The organism is Bradyrhizobium sp. (assembly GCF_030693485.1).
Lineage (GTDB): Bacteria > Pseudomonadota > Alphaproteobacteria > Rhizobiales > Xanthobacteraceae > Bradyrhizobium.
The window spans coordinates 1-16456 of sequence record NZ_JAUYAN010000157.1 but is presented as its reverse complement, the minus strand read 5'-3'; the positions used below and the strand labels follow the sequence as shown (position 1 = coordinate 16456).

At 62.8% G+C, this 16456-nt stretch carries 18 protein-coding genes; 4 read left to right on the top strand and 14 right to left on the bottom strand.

The features are described 5' to 3' along the window. From Q8N40_RS11705 to Q8N40_RS11680, 6 genes are all read right to left on the bottom strand, one after another. Nucleotides 1-711: hypothetical protein (locus tag Q8N40_RS11705; protein WP_305711929.1), on the bottom strand; the 711-nt coding region annotated here is incomplete at its 3' end. Nucleotides 712-945: 234 nt separating this feature from the next. Then, nucleotides 946-1626 (bottom strand): hypothetical protein, encoded by a 681-nt coding sequence (locus Q8N40_RS11700; RefSeq protein WP_305711928.1) that lies wholly within the window; start codon nucleotides 1624-1626, stop codon nucleotides 946-948. Between the two features lie 256 nt (nucleotides 1627-1882). After that, on the bottom strand, nucleotides 1883-2389 hold the full coding sequence (locus tag Q8N40_RS11695; RefSeq protein WP_305711927.1) for a toxin-activating lysine-acyltransferase: 507 nt from the start codon (nucleotides 2387-2389) through the stop codon (nucleotides 1883-1885). Between the two features lie 231 nt (nucleotides 2390-2620). After that, nucleotides 2621-3652, bottom strand: a complete 1032-nt coding sequence (locus tag Q8N40_RS11690; RefSeq protein WP_305711926.1) for an SGNH/GDSL hydrolase family protein — start codon at nucleotides 3650-3652, stop codon at nucleotides 2621-2623. A gap of 13 nt (nucleotides 3653-3665) precedes the next feature. Beyond that, the gene (locus tag Q8N40_RS11685; protein WP_305711925.1) at nucleotides 3666-4415 is read right to left on the bottom strand and encodes an SGNH/GDSL hydrolase family protein; all 750 of its coding nucleotides are present in this window, start codon (nucleotides 4413-4415) and stop codon (nucleotides 3666-3668) included. Further along, on the bottom strand, nucleotides 4412-5674 hold the full coding sequence (locus Q8N40_RS11680) for an OpgC domain-containing protein (protein ID WP_305711924.1): 1263 nt from the start codon (nucleotides 5672-5674) through the stop codon (nucleotides 4412-4414). Before Q8N40_RS11680 ends, Q8N40_RS11685 begins: the two co-directional genes overlap by 4 nt. A 281-nt stretch (nucleotides 5675-5955) precedes the next feature. Between Q8N40_RS11680 and apaG the strand changes: the two genes are divergently transcribed. From apaG to Q8N40_RS11665, 3 genes are all read left to right on the top strand, one after another. Beyond that, on the top strand, nucleotides 5956-6348 hold the full coding sequence (gene apaG, locus Q8N40_RS11675; RefSeq protein ID WP_305320468.1) for a Co2+/Mg2+ efflux protein ApaG: 393 nt from the start codon (nucleotides 5956-5958) through the stop codon (nucleotides 6346-6348). Nucleotides 6349-6399: 51 nt separating this feature from the next. Beyond that, nucleotides 6400-6831, top strand: a complete 432-nt coding sequence (locus Q8N40_RS11670) for a PilZ domain-containing protein (protein WP_305711923.1) — start codon at nucleotides 6400-6402, stop codon at nucleotides 6829-6831. A 240-nt stretch (nucleotides 6832-7071) separates the two neighbouring features. Next, nucleotides 7072-7779 (top strand): trypsin-like serine protease, encoded by a 708-nt coding sequence (locus Q8N40_RS11665; RefSeq protein ID WP_305711922.1) that lies wholly within the window; start codon nucleotides 7072-7074, stop codon nucleotides 7777-7779. A gap of 10 nt (nucleotides 7780-7789) precedes the next feature. On the opposite strand, the gene Q8N40_RS11660 is transcribed toward Q8N40_RS11665, so the two are convergent. From Q8N40_RS11660 to Q8N40_RS11650, 3 genes are all read right to left on the bottom strand, one after another. Beyond that, on the bottom strand, nucleotides 7790-8794 hold the full coding sequence (locus tag Q8N40_RS11660; protein WP_305711921.1) for an Hsp33 family molecular chaperone: 1005 nt from the start codon (nucleotides 8792-8794) through the stop codon (nucleotides 7790-7792). Between the two features lie 218 nt (nucleotides 8795-9012). Continuing rightward, nucleotides 9013-9951: an ornithine carbamoyltransferase gene (gene argF / locus Q8N40_RS11655; RefSeq protein ID WP_305711920.1), complete on the bottom strand. Its 939-nt coding sequence runs from the start codon at nucleotides 9949-9951 to the stop codon at nucleotides 9013-9015. After that, nucleotides 9951-11159, bottom strand: a complete 1209-nt coding sequence (locus tag Q8N40_RS11650) for an aspartate aminotransferase family protein (RefSeq protein WP_305322026.1) — start codon at nucleotides 11157-11159, stop codon at nucleotides 9951-9953. The genes argF and Q8N40_RS11650 overlap by 1 nt, the downstream gene beginning before the upstream one ends. Nucleotides 11160-11594: 435 nt before the next feature. Here Q8N40_RS11650 and Q8N40_RS11645 point away from each other — a divergent pair, with 435 nt between their 5' ends. Next, nucleotides 11595-12104 carry a GcrA family cell cycle regulator gene (locus tag Q8N40_RS11645; RefSeq protein WP_305322025.1) on the top strand — a complete coding sequence of 170 codons (510 nt, stop codon included), beginning with the start codon at nucleotides 11595-11597 and terminating at the stop codon, nucleotides 12102-12104. A gap of 167 nt (nucleotides 12105-12271) precedes the next feature. On the opposite strand, the gene phoB is transcribed toward Q8N40_RS11645, so the two are convergent. From phoB to pstC, 5 genes are all read right to left on the bottom strand, one after another. Continuing rightward, nucleotides 12272-12976, bottom strand: coding sequence for a phosphate regulon transcriptional regulator PhoB (gene phoB / locus Q8N40_RS11640; protein WP_305322024.1), 705 nt, complete (start codon nucleotides 12974-12976; stop codon nucleotides 12272-12274). Nucleotides 12977-13031: 55 nt separating this feature from the next. Next, nucleotides 13032-13745: a phosphate signaling complex protein PhoU gene (gene phoU / locus Q8N40_RS11635; RefSeq protein WP_305322023.1), complete on the bottom strand. Its 714-nt coding sequence runs from the start codon at nucleotides 13743-13745 to the stop codon at nucleotides 13032-13034. A 103-nt stretch (nucleotides 13746-13848) separates the two neighbouring features. Next, nucleotides 13849-14670: a phosphate ABC transporter ATP-binding protein PstB gene (gene pstB, locus Q8N40_RS11630; RefSeq protein WP_305711919.1), complete on the bottom strand. Its 822-nt coding sequence runs from the start codon at nucleotides 14668-14670 to the stop codon at nucleotides 13849-13851. After that, on the bottom strand, nucleotides 14667-15512 hold the full coding sequence (pstA, locus tag Q8N40_RS11625; RefSeq protein WP_305322021.1) for a phosphate ABC transporter permease PstA: 846 nt from the start codon (nucleotides 15510-15512) through the stop codon (nucleotides 14667-14669). The genes pstB and pstA overlap by 4 nt, the downstream gene beginning before the upstream one ends. A gap of 2 nt (nucleotides 15513-15514) precedes the next feature. Beyond that, nucleotides 15515-16456 (bottom strand): phosphate ABC transporter permease subunit PstC (gene pstC, locus Q8N40_RS11620; protein WP_305711918.1); only part of this gene is annotated, 942 nt, incomplete at its 5' end.

Below are 16456 nucleotides of genomic sequence, written 5' to 3'. Positions count from 1 at the left end.
GGGAACGTACGGATCGTACCAGGACGACCATGCCGTCTGATTCAGGCCGCTTAAATCGAGTGAACCAAGATTGTTGTTGGAAAAATTGCTTGACCAGTCTGCGCTAGAACCGGAGAGACCGTTCGGCGATCCGAAGGCTATCTGGCCGCTCTGCGTATTGAGCAGGATTCCGTTGATGAAGCTGTAGCCCTGCATCACGCCGTTGGCAGTCAGCGGACTAGTGGGATCAACGAAATCGACTCCGGTTCGGTCAGCAATATCCCCTGAGAGGGTGAAGGGCTGGCCGTGACCCGTCAGCTCTTCATATTGCTGAAACGACCCCGCGAAAGGCAGCGGACTCGCTCCGACCAGAAATGGGTCGGTCAGGCTCTGGCGATACTCAGCAAGCTCAGAAAGATAGGGCACTGGAGCAGCGACTGGCGCGCCAACAGTAGCCGCTCCACCAACAAAGCCTTGATGCGGAACATGAGCCCAATCGCGCTGCTCCTGAAGGAGGGCTTTCGGAAGCTCGGAATTGCCCAACCCATCACTATCGTAAGCCCTTGCGCCAAAGTAGTTGCCGGCTACGCCGCCAAATACTGCGCCAACAAAGGCGCCATACGGCCCGAATCGCATACCAAATTCTGCACCTCGGATGGAACCGGCAATTCCGAGAGAGCCCGAAACAGCATTTTTTGCCGCACCGTTGAAACCATCCGTTGCGGCGCCCACGAAGACGCCCCAAGCAAGAAATCCCCCGCTAAATCCGAGCGAGCCATATTAGAATGTTCGAGCAATACTTCCACTGTTGGCAGCCGACGCACTGGCAAACACACCGCCGAAGAAACTCGATACACCTTGGACAGCCCAATCATAGGCTGAAAGCGTCGGAGGCCGCGCTATTGAAGAAAACCCTAAGGAATCGTAGGTCAAACTCAGGCGTGCAGAGTAAGCACAAACGACGAATTAGGTTGGTAGTTGGCCATTTTTCCCTTCAACTGCCTGCTCCACAATAAGCCTTCGCCTAAAGATGAGCCAAAGCAGAATAAGAATGCCCTCGACCGCGAACGCCGTCGCGCCTCCGAAGAAGCCAACCGAGAGTGCGAGGAATGCGCGTGGCGAATAGATCATCAAGCGAGAGGCTGGTCCAAAGTCAGAGGCCACCCCGAAGTCGGTCACAACATACATGGCGACCGGACCGATAAGCACACATCCCACCAATAGGTAGATCAATTTACCATTGCGCACTTCTGCGGCGACTCCATCAAGTTTGTCGAGTCGAAACGCGTCAACAACGATTCGAAGAAACCCGAGCGTCAGGAAAAGCGCGATCAAGACGCCGAATAGCTGAAAATCATAGATTTGGAGATTCTCGGCCATCAGGTTCTTGCACGGGAGGTTATCGAAAATGTTCTTCAAGCCCTTACAATTCAGGACAAACTCGTACCTCTCTGAAAGATTGAAGAATCCTGCATAAAGCTTTCCTTCGAGACCCAGGACACCAAAAAATCGACCGATAGGTTCGTCGAAAAGAAAGAGAAATGGCACAAGACATGCCGCTGCAAACATCACGTCGGCAAGGCCACTGTTGTCGACACGTCGACCCGACCAAAGAGCGCCAACTGGATGTAACGGAGTAGCATTCATGAGAGGACGAAGCACCTAGTCCAAGACAAGCTTCCAGATTTCGAAGCAATCATCACTAGCGTCACAGCACGCAAGGACTTCTCGTACAGAGCACCAGCAGAAGGCGGAAGGACCGAAACACGCGCTGCGACAGGAGCAGAAGCCATACCTTCGCAAAACAATTGATTTGCAACAATCGTACTTCCATTGCCAGATATCGCTACCCAGCCGTTCCGGTACGAACGCGTCAGCAACTTAGTGACCCAGCAGACCCACATCACAAAATCGGCTTCGCCGCCGCCACCTGCTCCCGCATCTCGCCCTCGCCGCCGAACGGCGCCACCAGTTCGATGATGCGCAGGTGCGGACCACTCTTCCATTCCACCGCCGTCAGCCGCTTGTCGCCCGCATCGATGCGCTTGGCGACCAAATCGGCGACCAGCGCCCACACCGCGACGCCCACCGGCTGTTCGCCCTTGTAGAACATGCGTAATTGCTTGAGCAGGATCGCCGGCATGATCAGCCATTCGAGATCGCCGAGCGGGATCGGTTTGTGGCGCGGGCTCTGCGTCATCAGCCAGGTGATTTCGCCAAGCAGCTGCGACACCGTCTTCCGCGGCGACGCCTCGCCGGGCTTGCCGGACGCGGATGCCGCACCCTGCGCGGCGCCGGGTGTGCCCGATGGATTCCGAATGGCCGCGAATTCGGCCATCGTCTCCTGCAGCGCGGCCTCGCCGAGCAGCGGTTCCGCGGCAAGCTTGCCCGGCGGCGTGGCCTTGTTCATTCGCTTTCCCCCGCGCGTTGGATCATCCGCGAAAATGGTCCGCCGCGAGAAAAATGGCGGATTACGCTGACATCCGCCTACCCGTTCGGGTCATCCCGGCGGAACGCGCGACATACAATCACAGACAGTGGCTGTCCGGAAGGTATCAACTGCTGCCGCCTCAAATCGAAAGGCCGCGGCGTGAGTCCCCGCGTTCGCCGGGACGACACCGGGTAAATGGCCTCCGCCCCCTCACATCGGCCGGTACGCCGTGACGTTGGCCGGCACGTCGACGCCGCGCCTGATCTGGCCGACTGATCGGATGATGTCGTCGCCGAGCAGTTGCGCGAAGCAGGCGTAGCCCCAGTCGCTCATGTGCAGGCCGTCGGCGGTGACGAAATTGTCGATCGGGATCGCCTGCTTTTCATGCCAGTCGCGCATCACCTCGAAGCGCGGGAAGATGCCGACATGGCGCAACTCAGCGACCTTGCCGAGCAGGTTGATCATCTTGCTGGCGCTTTCGGCGCGCGCGTTGACCGCCGGCGAATATTGCGGATCGACCAGCACCAGATCGGCGCCGGCCGCCTGAATCCGCGCGATGCCCTCCTCGACGAGCCGGGCTGTCTCGGCGGGATCGAGGTTGCGCAGCACGGCGTTGGTGCCGACCTGCCAGATCACCAGATCCGGATGGTTGTCGAGCACGGCGGTCTGCAGCCGCTTCATCATTTCGGGAGCGTCCTCGCCGCCCTTGCCGGCGTTGACCACGGTGATGTCGGCGGACGGATAGTGCCGGCGCAGCTGCGCCGCCAGCCGGTTGGGATAGTTGAAGTCCGGCGACGTCGAGCCATGGCCCTGGGTCGACGACGAACCGAAGGCGACAATCACCACAGGCTCGCCGGAGGCAAGTTCGCTCGCCACCCGCGGCAGCGAGCCCATCTTCCTGACCCCGCCCTTCGGCGGCAGACAGGGCACCCGGCTGAAAATATCGCCGGCCGATTTCGCGGCTTCCTTGACCTTCTCGATCGCCCTGGAGGGAAGGCTCTTCTGCTGCGGATTGGCCGGGTCGACGGCGGCGACATTGCCTCCCGTCACGGGCGTGGACGGCTTCGCCGCATCAGATTTGGCGGGGTTGGATTTGGCGGGGTCGGAGAGGGTGGCCTGCTGGGCAGGCTGAACGGCTTGCGCCCGCGCAGGCCAGATCTGTGCCGAAGTCAGCAGCACGAATGCCGCGATTGCGGGCAGCACCAGGGACGCAACACGACGAAAAGGGCAGTGACAACTCATTAACGCTAGTTCCTCAATTCTGCTGCGCCGGCTCGATCCGCGCGGCGTCAACCACGAACTTCCCCAGCGCCCGGCCGATGCAGTTATGCACCCGCTTGGCAAGGTCGAGACCGTGAGCGGCGCTGAACAGGTCGAAATCTCCAGAGTCATTCCAGTGCCGCATGATGGCAAAGCGGTCGAACAACGGGACATCGAACTGCTGCGCCACCACCCGCATATTATCCAGATAGGGCGGCGCTGAAATCATCGTCTCGGTGCGCGGGCTGTATTGCAGATTCATCAGGACCACGTCGGCTCCCGCCTCCTTGAGCGCCACAACTCCATCGCCGACCGCGGTGCGAAAATCATCCGGATCGACCGACCGCATGGCATCGTAGGTACCGGTCTGCCAGATCACCAAAGTAGGCTTTTTTACTTCCACCAGCTTAACGAGGCCTGTTGCGACTTCCTCGGCGGTCTTCTTGATCTGTAGTTCTACCGAGACGTTGACCGGAACCTTCAGCCTCTCCTTCAGCATCGCCTGCAGCCTGCCGGGCCAGGCGCTGGCTTCGGACGTGGCGATGCTGGAGGACCGGCTGCCAATCACCACAATGTCCAATGGACGGCCATCCCTGACCGCGGCCTCGACCCTGGGCAGCGGGCTTTCGGTGAGCAGCAAATAGGCCGGGACCTCGCAGTTCGAGGGGTCGGCGCGCGACGGCGCGCTGGCCAGCAAGCCGGCCAGCAAGGTCAGCCCCAGAAGGGTCATCGGGACGGACTTCATGAACCCCCTCCCGCCATATCGGCGTTGCCCACAGCGCCTTTTTTTCGCGACGCGTTCTTGTCGGCGGAATGCTTGTACCATGAAATGATCCACGCCACGCCGACCATTATGAGGATACCGGCAACGCTGACGACGAGTTGCAGGACCCGACCGCCGCCCGCGAACTCGGCCAGCACGAAATGGCCGGCGAAGGCCAGGAACACGCCGAGACAGAAAATCTCCAGCGAATGCTGCCCGCACAGGATCATCGGCCGCAGCCAGCGCGACTTCAGTCCGGGCCAGTCCTTCGGCAGCAGCCGCACCGTCACCGCAGCCAGCGCCAGGAAGTGCGCGAACCTCAGCACGTCCATGTCGGTCTTGGTGATCGGATACATCCACTGCTCGATGCGTTTCGGCATCAGGAAGTTCAGCTGCGGCAGGTGCCAGGTCAGGGTGACGCAGAAGGCGAACAACAGATAGGCGCCACAGAGCCACATCGTGACCGGCGACGACAGGATTCGCGACATTCGCCTGGCGCCGCCCAATGCGCACCACGCGCCGAAGACGAACAGCAATTGCCAGGCGAATGGATTGAAGACCCAGAAGCCGTTCGGATAGGCCGACAGGTACAGATCGAATTGCCAGCTGACGGCATAGAGCACGACCGACAGCGCCAGCGTGACGTCAGGCCGCCATTTCATCAGCCAGATGATCAGGGGCAGAAACAGCATCAGCACGATATAGAGCGGCAGCACGTCCATGTTGGCGGGGCGGAACCGCAGCAGCAGCGCCTGGATGATGGCGACATCGGGCTGCTTGAGGAAATCCATGATCCCCATTTCTTCCGCGTAGAGCGGGTTGTCGAACCTGGCGGCGACGTAGAAAATTTGCGCCAGGAAGATCACGAACAGGAAAACGTGCGCAACATAGATCTGCCAGACCCGGCGCATGATGCGCGCGGTCGCGATCACGAAGCCGGCCTCCAGCATGGCGCGGCCGTACACGAACGCCGCGGTATAGCCGGAAATGAAGATGAAGATCTCGGTGGCGTCGCTGAACCCGTAATTGCGGAACGTGAACCAGGTCACGATATTGTTGGGCAGATGGCCGATGAAGATCAGCCACAGCGCCAGCCCGCGAAACAGATCGAGCCGCAGCTCGCGCTCGGTTCCGGCGGGAAGCGTAATCACCGGCACGGCAACCGGTGCCGCCGCGGCGGCGCGCGCCTTCGCTTCGCCCGTATAGGGCGCTCCGGCAAATCGATCGGCAATGGACGTCATCTGGCACCGTCTGGAGATGAACTTTACCTGCCCTTGCGACACGAAAGATAGTATCGGCACGCAGGTTGCAAGCAAGACGCGTTGGGAACACCCGGCGCGGGGGAGCTTTAGGCCGGAATGTTGTTGAAACCGCGATTGCAGTTGCGTGGCGGCCCATGGAGGCCGTCATTGGCCGTCCGGTGGTTGGTTCCGCCGGAACTCTTCGATATGATGCCAACGGGTCTGAATACTGCATGGAAGACCGGCTGCAGGAAACACCGACCGCATGGAAGAATGACTGCATGTACCGCGCCATTACCCGCCAGATCGAGGTCACCGTCGAGCCGAACTTCCTGCCGGAACGCTCGTCGGTCGAAAACCGTCAGTATTTCTGGTCCTACACCATCGTCATCACCAACACCGGCGGGGAGACCGTGCAGCTGCAGACCCGGCACTGGATCATCACCGACGCCTCCGGCCGCAAGCAGGAAGTGCGCGGCGAAGGCGTGGTCGGCGAGCAGCCGGTGCTGGCGCCCGGCGAGCACTTTGAATACACCTCAGGCGTGCCGCTGCCGACCGCGTCGGGCTTCATGAGAGGCCGCTACCAGATGGTCAGCGAGAGCGGCGAACAATTCGAGGTCGACGTCCCCGCATTCTCGCTCGACAGCCCCGACAACAAGCGGGTGCTGAACTAGAGCGGCAGCGTTAAGCTTAACCGGCGCGCCCCGTAGTTATGCGGATTCGAATTGCGCGTCGCAGCATTTAACCTTGCTCGCATGTTCCTCACTCCAAGCCCGACGCCGGTCTGCCAGCAATGTCGCATCGACATGACCCTCGACCGGATCACGCCATGCGCCGCGGACTACGATATGTGGTGCTATATCTGTTCGGAATGTGCCGGCGTCTTCAGCATGGTCGGAGCACGAGCGACCGATCGCGCCTCGGTGGATGAAAGGCGGGTGGTGTGGCGGCACGCCGTGACCACGCCCGCAACGATTGCGGCCGGCCGCCGCGAGTTCGCCTGCACGGTCCATAATCTCTCCGCCACCGGCGCCAGCCTGAGCCTGACCAGCCGCCCGCGACTTGCGAAGAATTTCACCTTGATGGCCGCCGGCTCCACCCTGCCCTGCCGCACCGTCTGGCGCAGGGGAAAACAGTTCGGCATCGCGTTCAATTAGGGGGATGCGCGTCATTTCTCAACGTCGTCCCTGCGAACGCAGGGACCCACGCCGTGCCGCCATTTTTTGACGGTGCTCATAGGCTTGCGTGAACCAGCGCGTCGTCACAACAACTGACCGGGATTATGGGTCCCTGCGTTCGCAGGGACGACGCAAGAGGGTTCACGTTTCCAATCGGACCGAGATACTATGTAGACTGTCGCGGTTGAGGCATACCTCATCGCTGCAAGGGCGCCGTCCGTGAAAGCCAATCAGGCAAGATGCCTCGCGCTCGTGATCTGCCTGTTGTTGTCAGGCGGTCCAGCCGGCGCGCTGGTCGGCGCCGATGTCGCCGACCGCACGGTGCAGCGCTTCACCGTCGTCGTGGCCGGCGCGAAGGGCCGATGCAGCGGCGTGGTGCTGGCGCCGGACATCGTGCTGACGGCGGCGCACTGCATTCGCCAGGGCGAGCGCTTCCATATCGGCGGCAACCTCGGCGAAGGATATCAGACACAGCTCAGTCCCGTTGCCGAAATAATTCAGCATCCGCTCTATACGCCCAGGGACTCCGGCTCACCCGATCTTGCGATCCTCAAACTGGCAAAGCCGCTGCCCGAGCGCTTCGTGCCGGCCGTTCTCAATCGGCGCAGCCTGCGCGTCGGCGACGACCTGATCGTGGCGGGATACGGCAAAAGCGCCGCCGGAGATACCGGAACCGGCGTGGTGTTGCGCATGGTGCTGCAGCGGGTTTCGCAATCGATCAGGGGCTGGGTGGTCCTCAGCCGCGTCGGCGAGGAGGCCGCCAACGCCGGTCCGGGCGATTCCGGCGGACCGGTGTTTGCCTATCGCGGCATGCACAGCCTCGTCGGACTCATGGTCGCCGTCGCGGGCAAGCAAACCAAGGCGGTGGCGCTGTCGGCGCATCACGACTGGATCAGGGAAACGATGCGGAAACTGAACGTGCCCTGAGCGCCGCGCCCTACTCCACGCCGGCTTCCTGCGGCGTGAATTCGTAGACCGATGAGCAGAACTCGCAGGTCACCACCACCTTGCCATCCTTGACCATGTCGGCGCGGTCCTGCTTCTCGAAACTGTTGAGCATGCCGGACACCGCGTCGCGGGAGCAGGAGCATTGCGCGCGCAGCGGCAGCGGCGCGAACACGCGGACGCCGCGCTCGTGAAACAGGCGATACAGCAGCCGCTCGCCCGAGAGATCGGGATCGATCAGCTCGACGTCCTCGACGGTCGAGATCAGCGACTGGCCCTCGATCCAGGCGTCGTCTTCCGCGACCTCGTGGGTCTCCACGCCTTCCGGCGCGTCGCCGGGATGCAGATCGGCCTGCCGCGCCCGCTCCGGCGCCTTCGGCAAGAACTGCAGCAGCATGCCGCCGGCGCGCCAGCGATGTTTTGGGCCATCGCCGCCGCCGCGCCATTCCTCGCCGACCGCCAGACGCACGCGCGTCGGGATTTGTTCGGAGCGCAGAAAATATTCATGCGCGGCGTCTTCCAGATCGCCGCCTTCCAGCGCCACCAGCCCCTGATAGCGGCTCATGTCCGCGCCCTGGTCGACGGTCATGGCGAGATGGCCGTGGCCGAGCAGCGCGCCGGAATCCTGGCCCTCCTCGAGCCGCTTGGCATCGAAGCGGGCATAGGCGCGCAGCCGGTCGGGCGCCTGGAAATCCACGATCAGGAACGACACCGGGCCGTCGGTCTGGGTCTGCAGGATGAAGCGACCGTCGAATTTCAGCGACGAGCCGAGCAGGGTCGTCAGCACGATGGCCTCGCCGAGCAATTTTCCCACGGCGGGCGGATAATCGTGTTTGGTGAGAATATCGTCGAGCGCCGGGCCGAGCCTCGCCAGCCGGCCGCGCAGATCCAGCGAAGCGACCTCGAACGGCAGCACCGCATCGTCGACCGGGACCTCTGACGGGGCGCGTACAGGGGTTTCCAGGGAGATTTTGATGGGGGGGGATGGTGAAGTCATGGCGCTTTATCTGGGGTCGGGAGGAGTGAATCGAAAGGGGCGTCTCATCCCTCCCCCAGCGCAGCGGTGGGGAGGGTGGCACATCGTGAGCGCAGCGAACGATGTGCCGGGTGGGGGGCTGCTTCAGCGCATTCAGCTGGCAGATCGCCTGCTGAGGCACCCCCCACCCGACCGGCCTTCGGCCGGCCACCCTCCCCACCGCTACGCGGGGGGAGGGATTAAGAGACTGCCTCGAAACACCACGCCAGAATGCCTTTCTGGGCGTGCAGGCGGTTTTCGGCCTCGTCGAACACCACCGACTGCGGGCCGTCGATCACCTCGTCGGTGACCTCGTCGCCACGGTGGGCGGGCAGGCAGTGCATGAAGATCGCGTCCTTTTTCGCCAGCGACATCAGCCTTGCGTTGACCTGATAAGGCTTGAGGATGTTGTGACGGTGCTTGCCTTCCTTGTCGCCCATCGAGAACCAGGTGTCGGTGACCACGCAATCGGCGCCGCGCACCGCGGCCTCCGGGTCGCTGCCGAGCACGACCGGTGCGTCGGTGGCCTTGATCCAATCCTTCATCGCTTTTTTCGGCGCCAGCTGCGGCGGCGTCGCGACATTCAGCTTGAACTTGAAGCGCTCCGCCGCATGCGCCCATGACGCCAGCACGTTGTTGTCGTCGCCGGTCCAGGCCACGGTGCGGCCCTCGATCGGCCCGCGATGCTCCTCGAAGGTCATCAGGTCGGCCATCACCTGGCAGGGATGCGAGCGCCGCGTCAGCCCGTTGATGACGGGCACGGTGGCGTGCGCGGCCAGTTCCAGCAGCGCCTCGTGGTTGAGGATGCGGATCATGATGGCGTCGACGTAGCGCGACAGCACGCGCGCGGTGTCGGCGATGGTCTCGCCGCGGCCGAGCTGCATCTCGGCGCCGGTCAGCATGATCGATTCACCGCCGAGCTGGCGCATGCCGACGTCGAACGAGACCCGGGTGCGGGTCGAGGGCTTTTCGAAGATCATCGCCAACGTCTTGCCTTCGAGCGGCCTGACCGGCTTGACGTCCTGCTTCTTCTGCGCCTTCAGCTTCGCCTTTATGGCGACGCTGGCGGCCAGGATGTTGCGCAGCTGCTTGGTCGGAATCTCGTTGAGGTCGAGAAAATGGTTCAGAGCCTTGCTCATCACCCCGCCGCCTTCTGCAACTGGCCGGCCGACAACGCCACGCAGGCGCGCTCGAGGCACTGCACGGATTCCGCGATCTCGGCTTCGGACACGATCAAAGGCGCCAGGAACCGGACCACATTGTCGCCGGCGCCGACCGTGAGCAGCTTCTGGTCGCGCAGCGCGTTGACGAGATCGCCCGAGGGCACCACGGCCTTGACGCCGACCAGCAGACCCTCGCCGCGCACTTCCGACAGCACGGTGGGATAGCGATCGACCACGGAGGCCAGCTTCTGTTTCAACAGCAGCGACATTTTCTGGACATGGTCGAAGAAGCCGGGCTTCAGCATCACGTCCAGCACCGCGTTGGCCGCGGCGATCGCCAGCGGGTTGCCGCCGAAGGTCGAGCCGTGCGAGCCCGGCGTCATGCCTGACGCCGCTTCCGCGGTGGCGAGGCACGCGCCGATCGGGAAGCCGCCGCCGAGCGCTTTCGCCAGCGGCATGATGTCGGGAGTGACGCCCAGGCGCTTGTAGGCGAACAGGTCACCGGTGCGGCCCATGCCGGTCTGCACCTCGTCGAAGATCAACAGCATGCCGTGCTGGTCGCACAGTTCGCGCAACGCCTTGAAGAACGAATTCGGCGCGGAGCGCACGCCGCCCTCGCCCTGCACCGGCTCGATCAGGATGCCGGCGGTGGTGGGTCCGATCGCCTTCTTGACGGCTTCGAGATCGCCATGCGGCACCTGGTCGAAACCGTCCAGCGGCGGTCCGAAACCTTCGAGATATTTCGCCGAGCCGGTCGCCGCCAGCGTTCCCAGCGTGCGGCCATGGAACGCACCTTCGAAGGTGACCAGACGAAAGCGCTCGGGCTGTCCCTTGGCGGCGTGGTAGCGGCGCGCGACCTTGATGGCGCATTCCATCGCTTCGGCGCCGGAATTACAGAAGAACACGAAATCGGCAAAGCTCTGCTCGCATAGCCGCGCGGCGAGCCGGTCGCCGTCAGGGCTCTTGAACAGGTTCGACATGTGCCAGAGTTTGGTGGCCTGCTCCTGCAGGGCCGCGACCAGATGCGGGTGGCAATGGCCGAGCGCGTTGACCGCGACGCCACTGGTGAAATCGAGATAACGCTCGCCAGTGGTCGATATCAGCCAGGCGCCTTCGCCGCGCTCGAAACCGAGATCGACCCGGGCGAATACGGGGAGCAGATGCGACGTCGCGCTGTTCGGCATGGCAAATCACTTGGGGTTAGAGCCCGCTACGGTGCGTATAGGTGAGATCGCATCCACAACCGGCCCCCGGAAACAAAACGTGCCGCCTTTTAGGGGCGGCACGCAGGAACCATTCTAGGCGTGGCGCGATAACTGTCAACCGGTCACGCAAAGGCGGGAAACATCCGTAGGATTCCGGTGCTGGAGACGGAACATGTGGATGCAACCATGCTGACTCTTGCGCCGGAGTCACGCCATATTGTAGCTTCCGGGCTGTCGGGTACGACATCTCGTGCGGCGGTTCTGATCCTCTAGTCGTTGCTGTTCAGCGTACACGTTCGGGCGCGGTTATCCCGCCCGGCGAGGGTTAAGGGATTCTGCCCGCAGGGATTTTTGAGATTTGGCATCGCTGCGCCGTCCTCATGCTGGCCGGCGCGATGCGAAGGGAAGAGTGCGATGACGGTATTGACCTGGTCCGACGATCGCGTCGAGCAACTGAAAAAACTCTGGGAAGGCGGGCTTTCGGCCAGCCAGATCGCCGCAGAGCTCGGAAATGTGACGCGAAACGCGGTGATCGGCAAAGTCCACCGGCTGGGCCTTTCCGGCCGCGCCAAGAGCCCCTCTTCGGCCGCCCCGCGGCAGCGCAAGGCGCGGCCCGCCCAGCAGATGATGCGGGTGCAGCGTCCGGTATCGCGCGGCAACACCGCGCTGGCCCATGCCTTCGACGTCGAGATGGAGCCGGATCCGATCGCCTACGACAATGTGGTGCCGATGAGCCAGCGGCTGTCGCTGCTGGAGCTCAACGAGGCAACCTGCCACTGGCCGATCGGCGATCCCTCCAGTTCGGAATTCTTCTTCTGCGGCGGCCGGGCGCTGGCCAGCCTGCCCTATTGCGCGCACCACTCGCGCATCGCCTACCAGCCCGCCAGCGACCGCCGCCGGCAGCCGCCGAAGCCGACGCGGTAAGCGGTTTCACATTCAGTGTCGTCCCCGCGCACGCGGGGATCCATAGCCACAGGCGCTCGTGGTTATGCCAAGCTGGTGCTCCAGCTCATATGAAAATCAACATCGGTGGTTATGGGTCCCGGCACAGCGCTCGCTTACGCTCGCTTGGCCGGGACGACGATGGAGTTTTATTCCGCCGCCTTCGCGAACCTGTCGTCCAGCGCGTAGCCGGCGCCGCGCACGGTGCGGATCGGGTCCTGCTCGCCGCCGGGGTTGAGCAGTTTGCGCAGGCGGCCGATATGGACGTCGACGGTGCGCTCGTCGATATAGATGTCGCGGCCCCAGACGCTGTCGAGCAGTTGCTCGCGGCTGAACACCCGGCCGGGATGCTCCAGGAAAAATTCCAGCAGGCGATATTCGGTCGGGCCGAGATCGATCGGGCGGCCGGAGCGCGCCACCCGGCGCTTTTCGCGGTCGAGCTCGAGGTCGCCATAGGTCAGCATGGTGGCCAGCCGCTCGGGGCTGGCACGGCGCAACAGGCCCTTCACCCGCGCCAGCAATTCCGGCACCGAGAAGGGTTTTACGATGTAGTCGTCGGCGCCGGTGGCGAGCCCGCGCACCCGCTCGCTCTCCTCGCCGCGCGCGGTCAGCATGATGATCGGCAGCTGCCGCGTCTCCGGCCGCGCCCGCAGGCGGCGGCACAGCTCGATTCCGGACAGGCCGGGCAACATCCAGTCCAGCACCACGAGGTCGGGCACCCGCTCCTTCAGCCTGGTGTCGGCGTCGTCGCCGCGCCCGACGGTTTCGACGTCGTAGCCCTCGGCATCGAGGTTGTAGCGCAAGAGCGTGGTGAGCGCTTCCTCGTCTTCCACCACCATGATGCGCGCACTCATCGGCTAAAACCCTCTTCCTTGATTTGACACATTTTCTTCACGCAAGAATACTCTCTCAGTCGGGAACGGTCGCGGCAAACGTCGTCATGTCGCCCTTCGGGCGCTTGTCGACCATCTGCTGGCCTTCGATCATGTAGAACACCGTTTCCGCGATATTGGTGGCGTGATCGCCGATCCGTTCGATGTTCTTGGCGCAGAACATCAGATGGATGCAGAACGAGATGTTGCGCGGATCTTCCATCATATAGGTCAGGAGTTCGCGGAACAGCGATGTGCAGATGGCGTCGACCTCCTCGTCGCCCTTCCACACCGCCATCGCCGCCGGCAGATCGTGCGCGGCATAGGCGTCGAGCACGGATTTGACTTGGCCCGTCACGAGGTCAGTCATGTGCTCGAGCCCGCGGATCAGTTTCAGCGGCTGGAAATCGCTTTCCAGCGCCGCCACCCGTTTGCCCATGTTCTTGGCGAGGTCGCCGATCCGCTCCAGATCGATGGCAACCCGCATGGCGCCGATGATTTCGCGCAGGTCCACCGCCATCGGCTGGCGGCGCGCGATGGTCAGAACGGCGAATTCCTCGATGACATGCTGCAGGCGATCGATCTCGGCGTCGGCGGCGACGACGCGCTTGCCGAGCGCGACGTCCCTGCGGATCAGCGCGTCGACGGAATCGACGATCATGCGTTCAGCGAGGCCGCCCATCTCCGCGACCAGACGGGTCAATTCCTGCAGATCGCTATCGAAGGCCTTGGCGGTGTGTTCAGAAGCCATTTTTCTCTCCTTAGATCACGATCCGATGGATCGGATCATGATCTCGTTTGTTTTTTGAGCACGACCTTTTCGGAAAACCGGGTCTACTTTTCCGGATCCTGCTCTAGCCGAACCGGCCGGTGATGTAGTCCTGGGTTCGACGATCGCTCGGCGAGGTGAAGATCTTGTTGGTGTCGTCGAATTCGATCAGCTCACCAAGATACATGAAGGCGGTCTTGTCGGAGACGCGCGCGGCCTGCTGCATGTTGTGGGTGACGATGGCGATCGTATACTCCTCCGCCAGTTCCGAAATGAGTTCCTCGATCTTGGCAGTCGAGATCGGATCGAGCGCCGAGCACGGCTCGTCGAACAGGATCACCTCGGGCCGCACCGCGACGGTGCGGGCGATGCAGAGCCGCTGCTGCTGGCCGCCGGACAGGCTGAGGCCGGAGGCGTTCAGCTTGTCCTTGACCTCGTTCCACAGCGCGCCGCCGCGTAGCGCCTTTTCGACCCGGCCGTCCATATCCGATTTGGAAATCTTCTCGTAGAGCCGAATGCCGAAGGCAATGTTCTCATAGATCGTCATCGGAAACGGCGTCGGCTTCTGGAATACCATGCCGACCCGCGCCCGCAGCAGATTGAGGTCGAGCTTGGGATCGAGAATGTTGGTGGAATCCAGCATCACCTGACCGGTGGCGCGCTGGCCGGGATACAGATCGTACATCCGGTTGAAGATGCGCAGCAGGGTCGACTTGCCGCAGCCGGACGGCCCGATGAAGGCGGTGACGCGGTTGGTGCCGAGCGTAAGGTTGATGTTCTTCAGCGCGTGGTTTTCGCCGTAGTAGAAATTGAGATCTCGCGCCGTCACCTTGGCCGGCGCCTCGGGCAACACCACCGCGGGAACGGGTCCGCCCGCGGCGCTCATCGATACTGAAATCTCATTCATTTTGGTGTCCTCTCGGCGCCAAGGATGCGGGCGCCAATATTCAGCGCAAGTACGGTCAGGGTGATCAGCAGCGCCCCACTCCAGGCGAGCTGCTTCCAGTAGGCGTAGGGGCTTTGCACGAAGTTGTTGATGGTAACCGGAAGGTTGGCCATCGTCTGGGTCAGGTCGAGGCTGAAGAACTGGTTGGAGAGTGCGGTGAACAACAGCGGCGCGGTTTCGCCGGCGACCCGGGCGGTGGCCAGCAGCACGCCGGTGATGAGACCGGCGCGCGCCGCGCGGTAGGCGATGCGCTTGATGACCAGCGAACGCGGCAGGCCGAGCGCCGAGGCCGCCTCGCGCAGGGGATTGGGCACCAGCAGCAGCATGTCCTCGGTGGTGCGCACCACCACGGGGATCACGATCACCGCCAGCGCCAGGCTGCCGGCCAAGGCGGAGAACCTCCCCATCGGCAAAACGACGGCGCCGTAGATGAACAGGCCGATGATGATCGAGGGAGCGCTGAGCAGAATATCGTTGATGAAGCGAATCACCGAGGTGAGCCGGTCGTTCCTGCCGTATTCGGCGAGGTAGGTGCCGGCCATCATGCCGAGCGGCGCGCCGATGCCGACCCCGATCACGGTCATGATAATCGACCCGACGATGGCGTTGAGCAGGCCGCCATCGGTCGATCCCGGCGGCGGGGTATTCTCGGTGAAGATCGCCAGATTGAGTCCGGCGAGGCCGTTGTAAAACAGAGTGAACAGGATCAGGCCCAGCCAGGTAACGCCGAAGATCGCTGCACCGAGGCACAGGAACTTGATGACGATGTCGACGCGGCGGCGGCGGGCGTAAATCGGATTCATGATCAGTTCCCCGCTTTCTTTTCCAGCCGCGACAGCATCAGACGCGCCGCGGCCAGCACGAAGAAGGTCAATATGAACAGCAGCAGGCCGAGCAGGATCAGTCCGGATTGATGCAGGCCGTCGCTCTCGGCGAATTCGGATGCGATCGCTGCCGAGATCGTGGTGCCCGGCGAAAACACCGAACCGGTGATTTTGAACGCGTTGCCGATGATGAACGTCACCGCCATGGTTTCGCCGAGCGCGCGGCCAAGCGCCAGCATGATGCCGCCGATCACCCCGACCTTCGTATAGGGAATCACCACGTTGCGGACGACTTCCCAGGTGGTGCAGCCGACGCCGTAGGCGGCTTCCTTCAGTACCGGGGGCACCGTCTTGAACACGTCGACCGAAATCGCGGTAATGAACGGAAGCACCATGATCGCGAGAATCAGCGACGCATTGAACAGGCTGAGATAGGAGGGCGGGCCGGCGAAAATCGATCCCAGCACCGGAACACCCTCGAACAGACCAATCATGAATGGCTGAAAGCTGTCGGCCATGAACGGGCCGAGCACGAAGAAGCCCCACATGCCGTAGATGATCGAGGGGATGCCGGCCAGCAGTTCCACCGCAAGGCCGATCGGACGGCGCAGCCACTGCGGACAGAGCTCGGTGAGGAAGATCGCGATGCCGAGGCCGACCGGGACCGCAATCATCATGGCGATGACGGAGGTGACCAGCGTGCCGTAGATCGGACCGAGCGCGCCGAGCACCGGCGGGTCGTTCGACGGCGCCCAGCGCGACGTGAACAGGAAGGAAGCGCCGAACTCCATGATCGCCGGCCAAGCGCCCACGATCAGCGAGATAATGATGCCGCCGAGGATGAGCAAAACCGAGATCGCGCAGGCGCGGGTGATCCAGTAGAATGTGACGTCGCCGAATTTGAAGGCGCTGAGCGCCTTGGC

Excerpts from the sequence above, each read along its gene's own strand:
- Q8N40_RS11680 (WP_305711924.1), bottom strand. The coding sequence starts at position 5,674 with ATGACGTCCATTGCCGATCGATTTGCCGGAGCGCCCTATACGGGCGAA.
- Q8N40_RS11685 (WP_305711925.1), bottom strand. The coding sequence starts at position 4,415 with ATGAAGTCCGTCCCGATGACCCTTCTGGGGCTGACCTTGCTGGCCGGC.
- argF (WP_305711920.1), bottom strand. The coding sequence starts at position 9,951 with ATGAGCAAGGCTCTGAACCATTTTCTCGACCTCAACGAGATTCCGACC.
- pstA (WP_305322021.1), bottom strand. The coding sequence starts at position 15,512 with ATGAATCCGATTTACGCCCGCCGCCGCCGCGTCGACATCGTCATCAAG.
- Q8N40_RS11660 (WP_305711921.1), bottom strand. The coding sequence starts at position 8,794 with ATGACTTCACCATCCCCCCCCATCAAAATCTCCCTGGAAACCCCTGTA.
- Q8N40_RS11645 (WP_305322025.1), top strand. The coding sequence starts at position 11,595 with ATGACGGTATTGACCTGGTCCGACGATCGCGTCGAGCAACTGAAAAAA.
- Q8N40_RS11650 (WP_305322026.1), bottom strand. The coding sequence starts at position 11,159 with ATGCCGAACAGCGCGACGTCGCATCTGCTCCCCGTATTCGCCCGGGTC.
- apaG (WP_305320468.1), top strand. The coding sequence starts at position 5,956 with ATGTACCGCGCCATTACCCGCCAGATCGAGGTCACCGTCGAGCCGAAC.
- phoU (WP_305322023.1), bottom strand. The coding sequence starts at position 13,745 with ATGGCTTCTGAACACACCGCCAAGGCCTTCGATAGCGATCTGCAGGAA.
- Q8N40_RS11690 (WP_305711926.1), bottom strand. The coding sequence starts at position 3,652 with ATGAGTTGTCACTGCCCTTTTCGTCGTGTTGCGTCCCTGGTGCTGCCC.
- pstB (WP_305711919.1), bottom strand. The coding sequence starts at position 14,670 with ATGAATGAGATTTCAGTATCGATGAGCGCCGCGGGCGGACCCGTTCCC.
- Q8N40_RS11695 (WP_305711927.1), bottom strand. The coding sequence starts at position 2,389 with ATGAACAAGGCCACGCCGCCGGGCAAGCTTGCCGCGGAACCGCTGCTC.
- phoB (WP_305322024.1), bottom strand. The coding sequence starts at position 12,976 with ATGAGTGCGCGCATCATGGTGGTGGAAGACGAGGAAGCGCTCACCACG.
- Q8N40_RS11700 (WP_305711928.1), bottom strand. The coding sequence starts at position 1,626 with ATGAATGCTACTCCGTTACATCCAGTTGGCGCTCTTTGGTCGGGTCGA.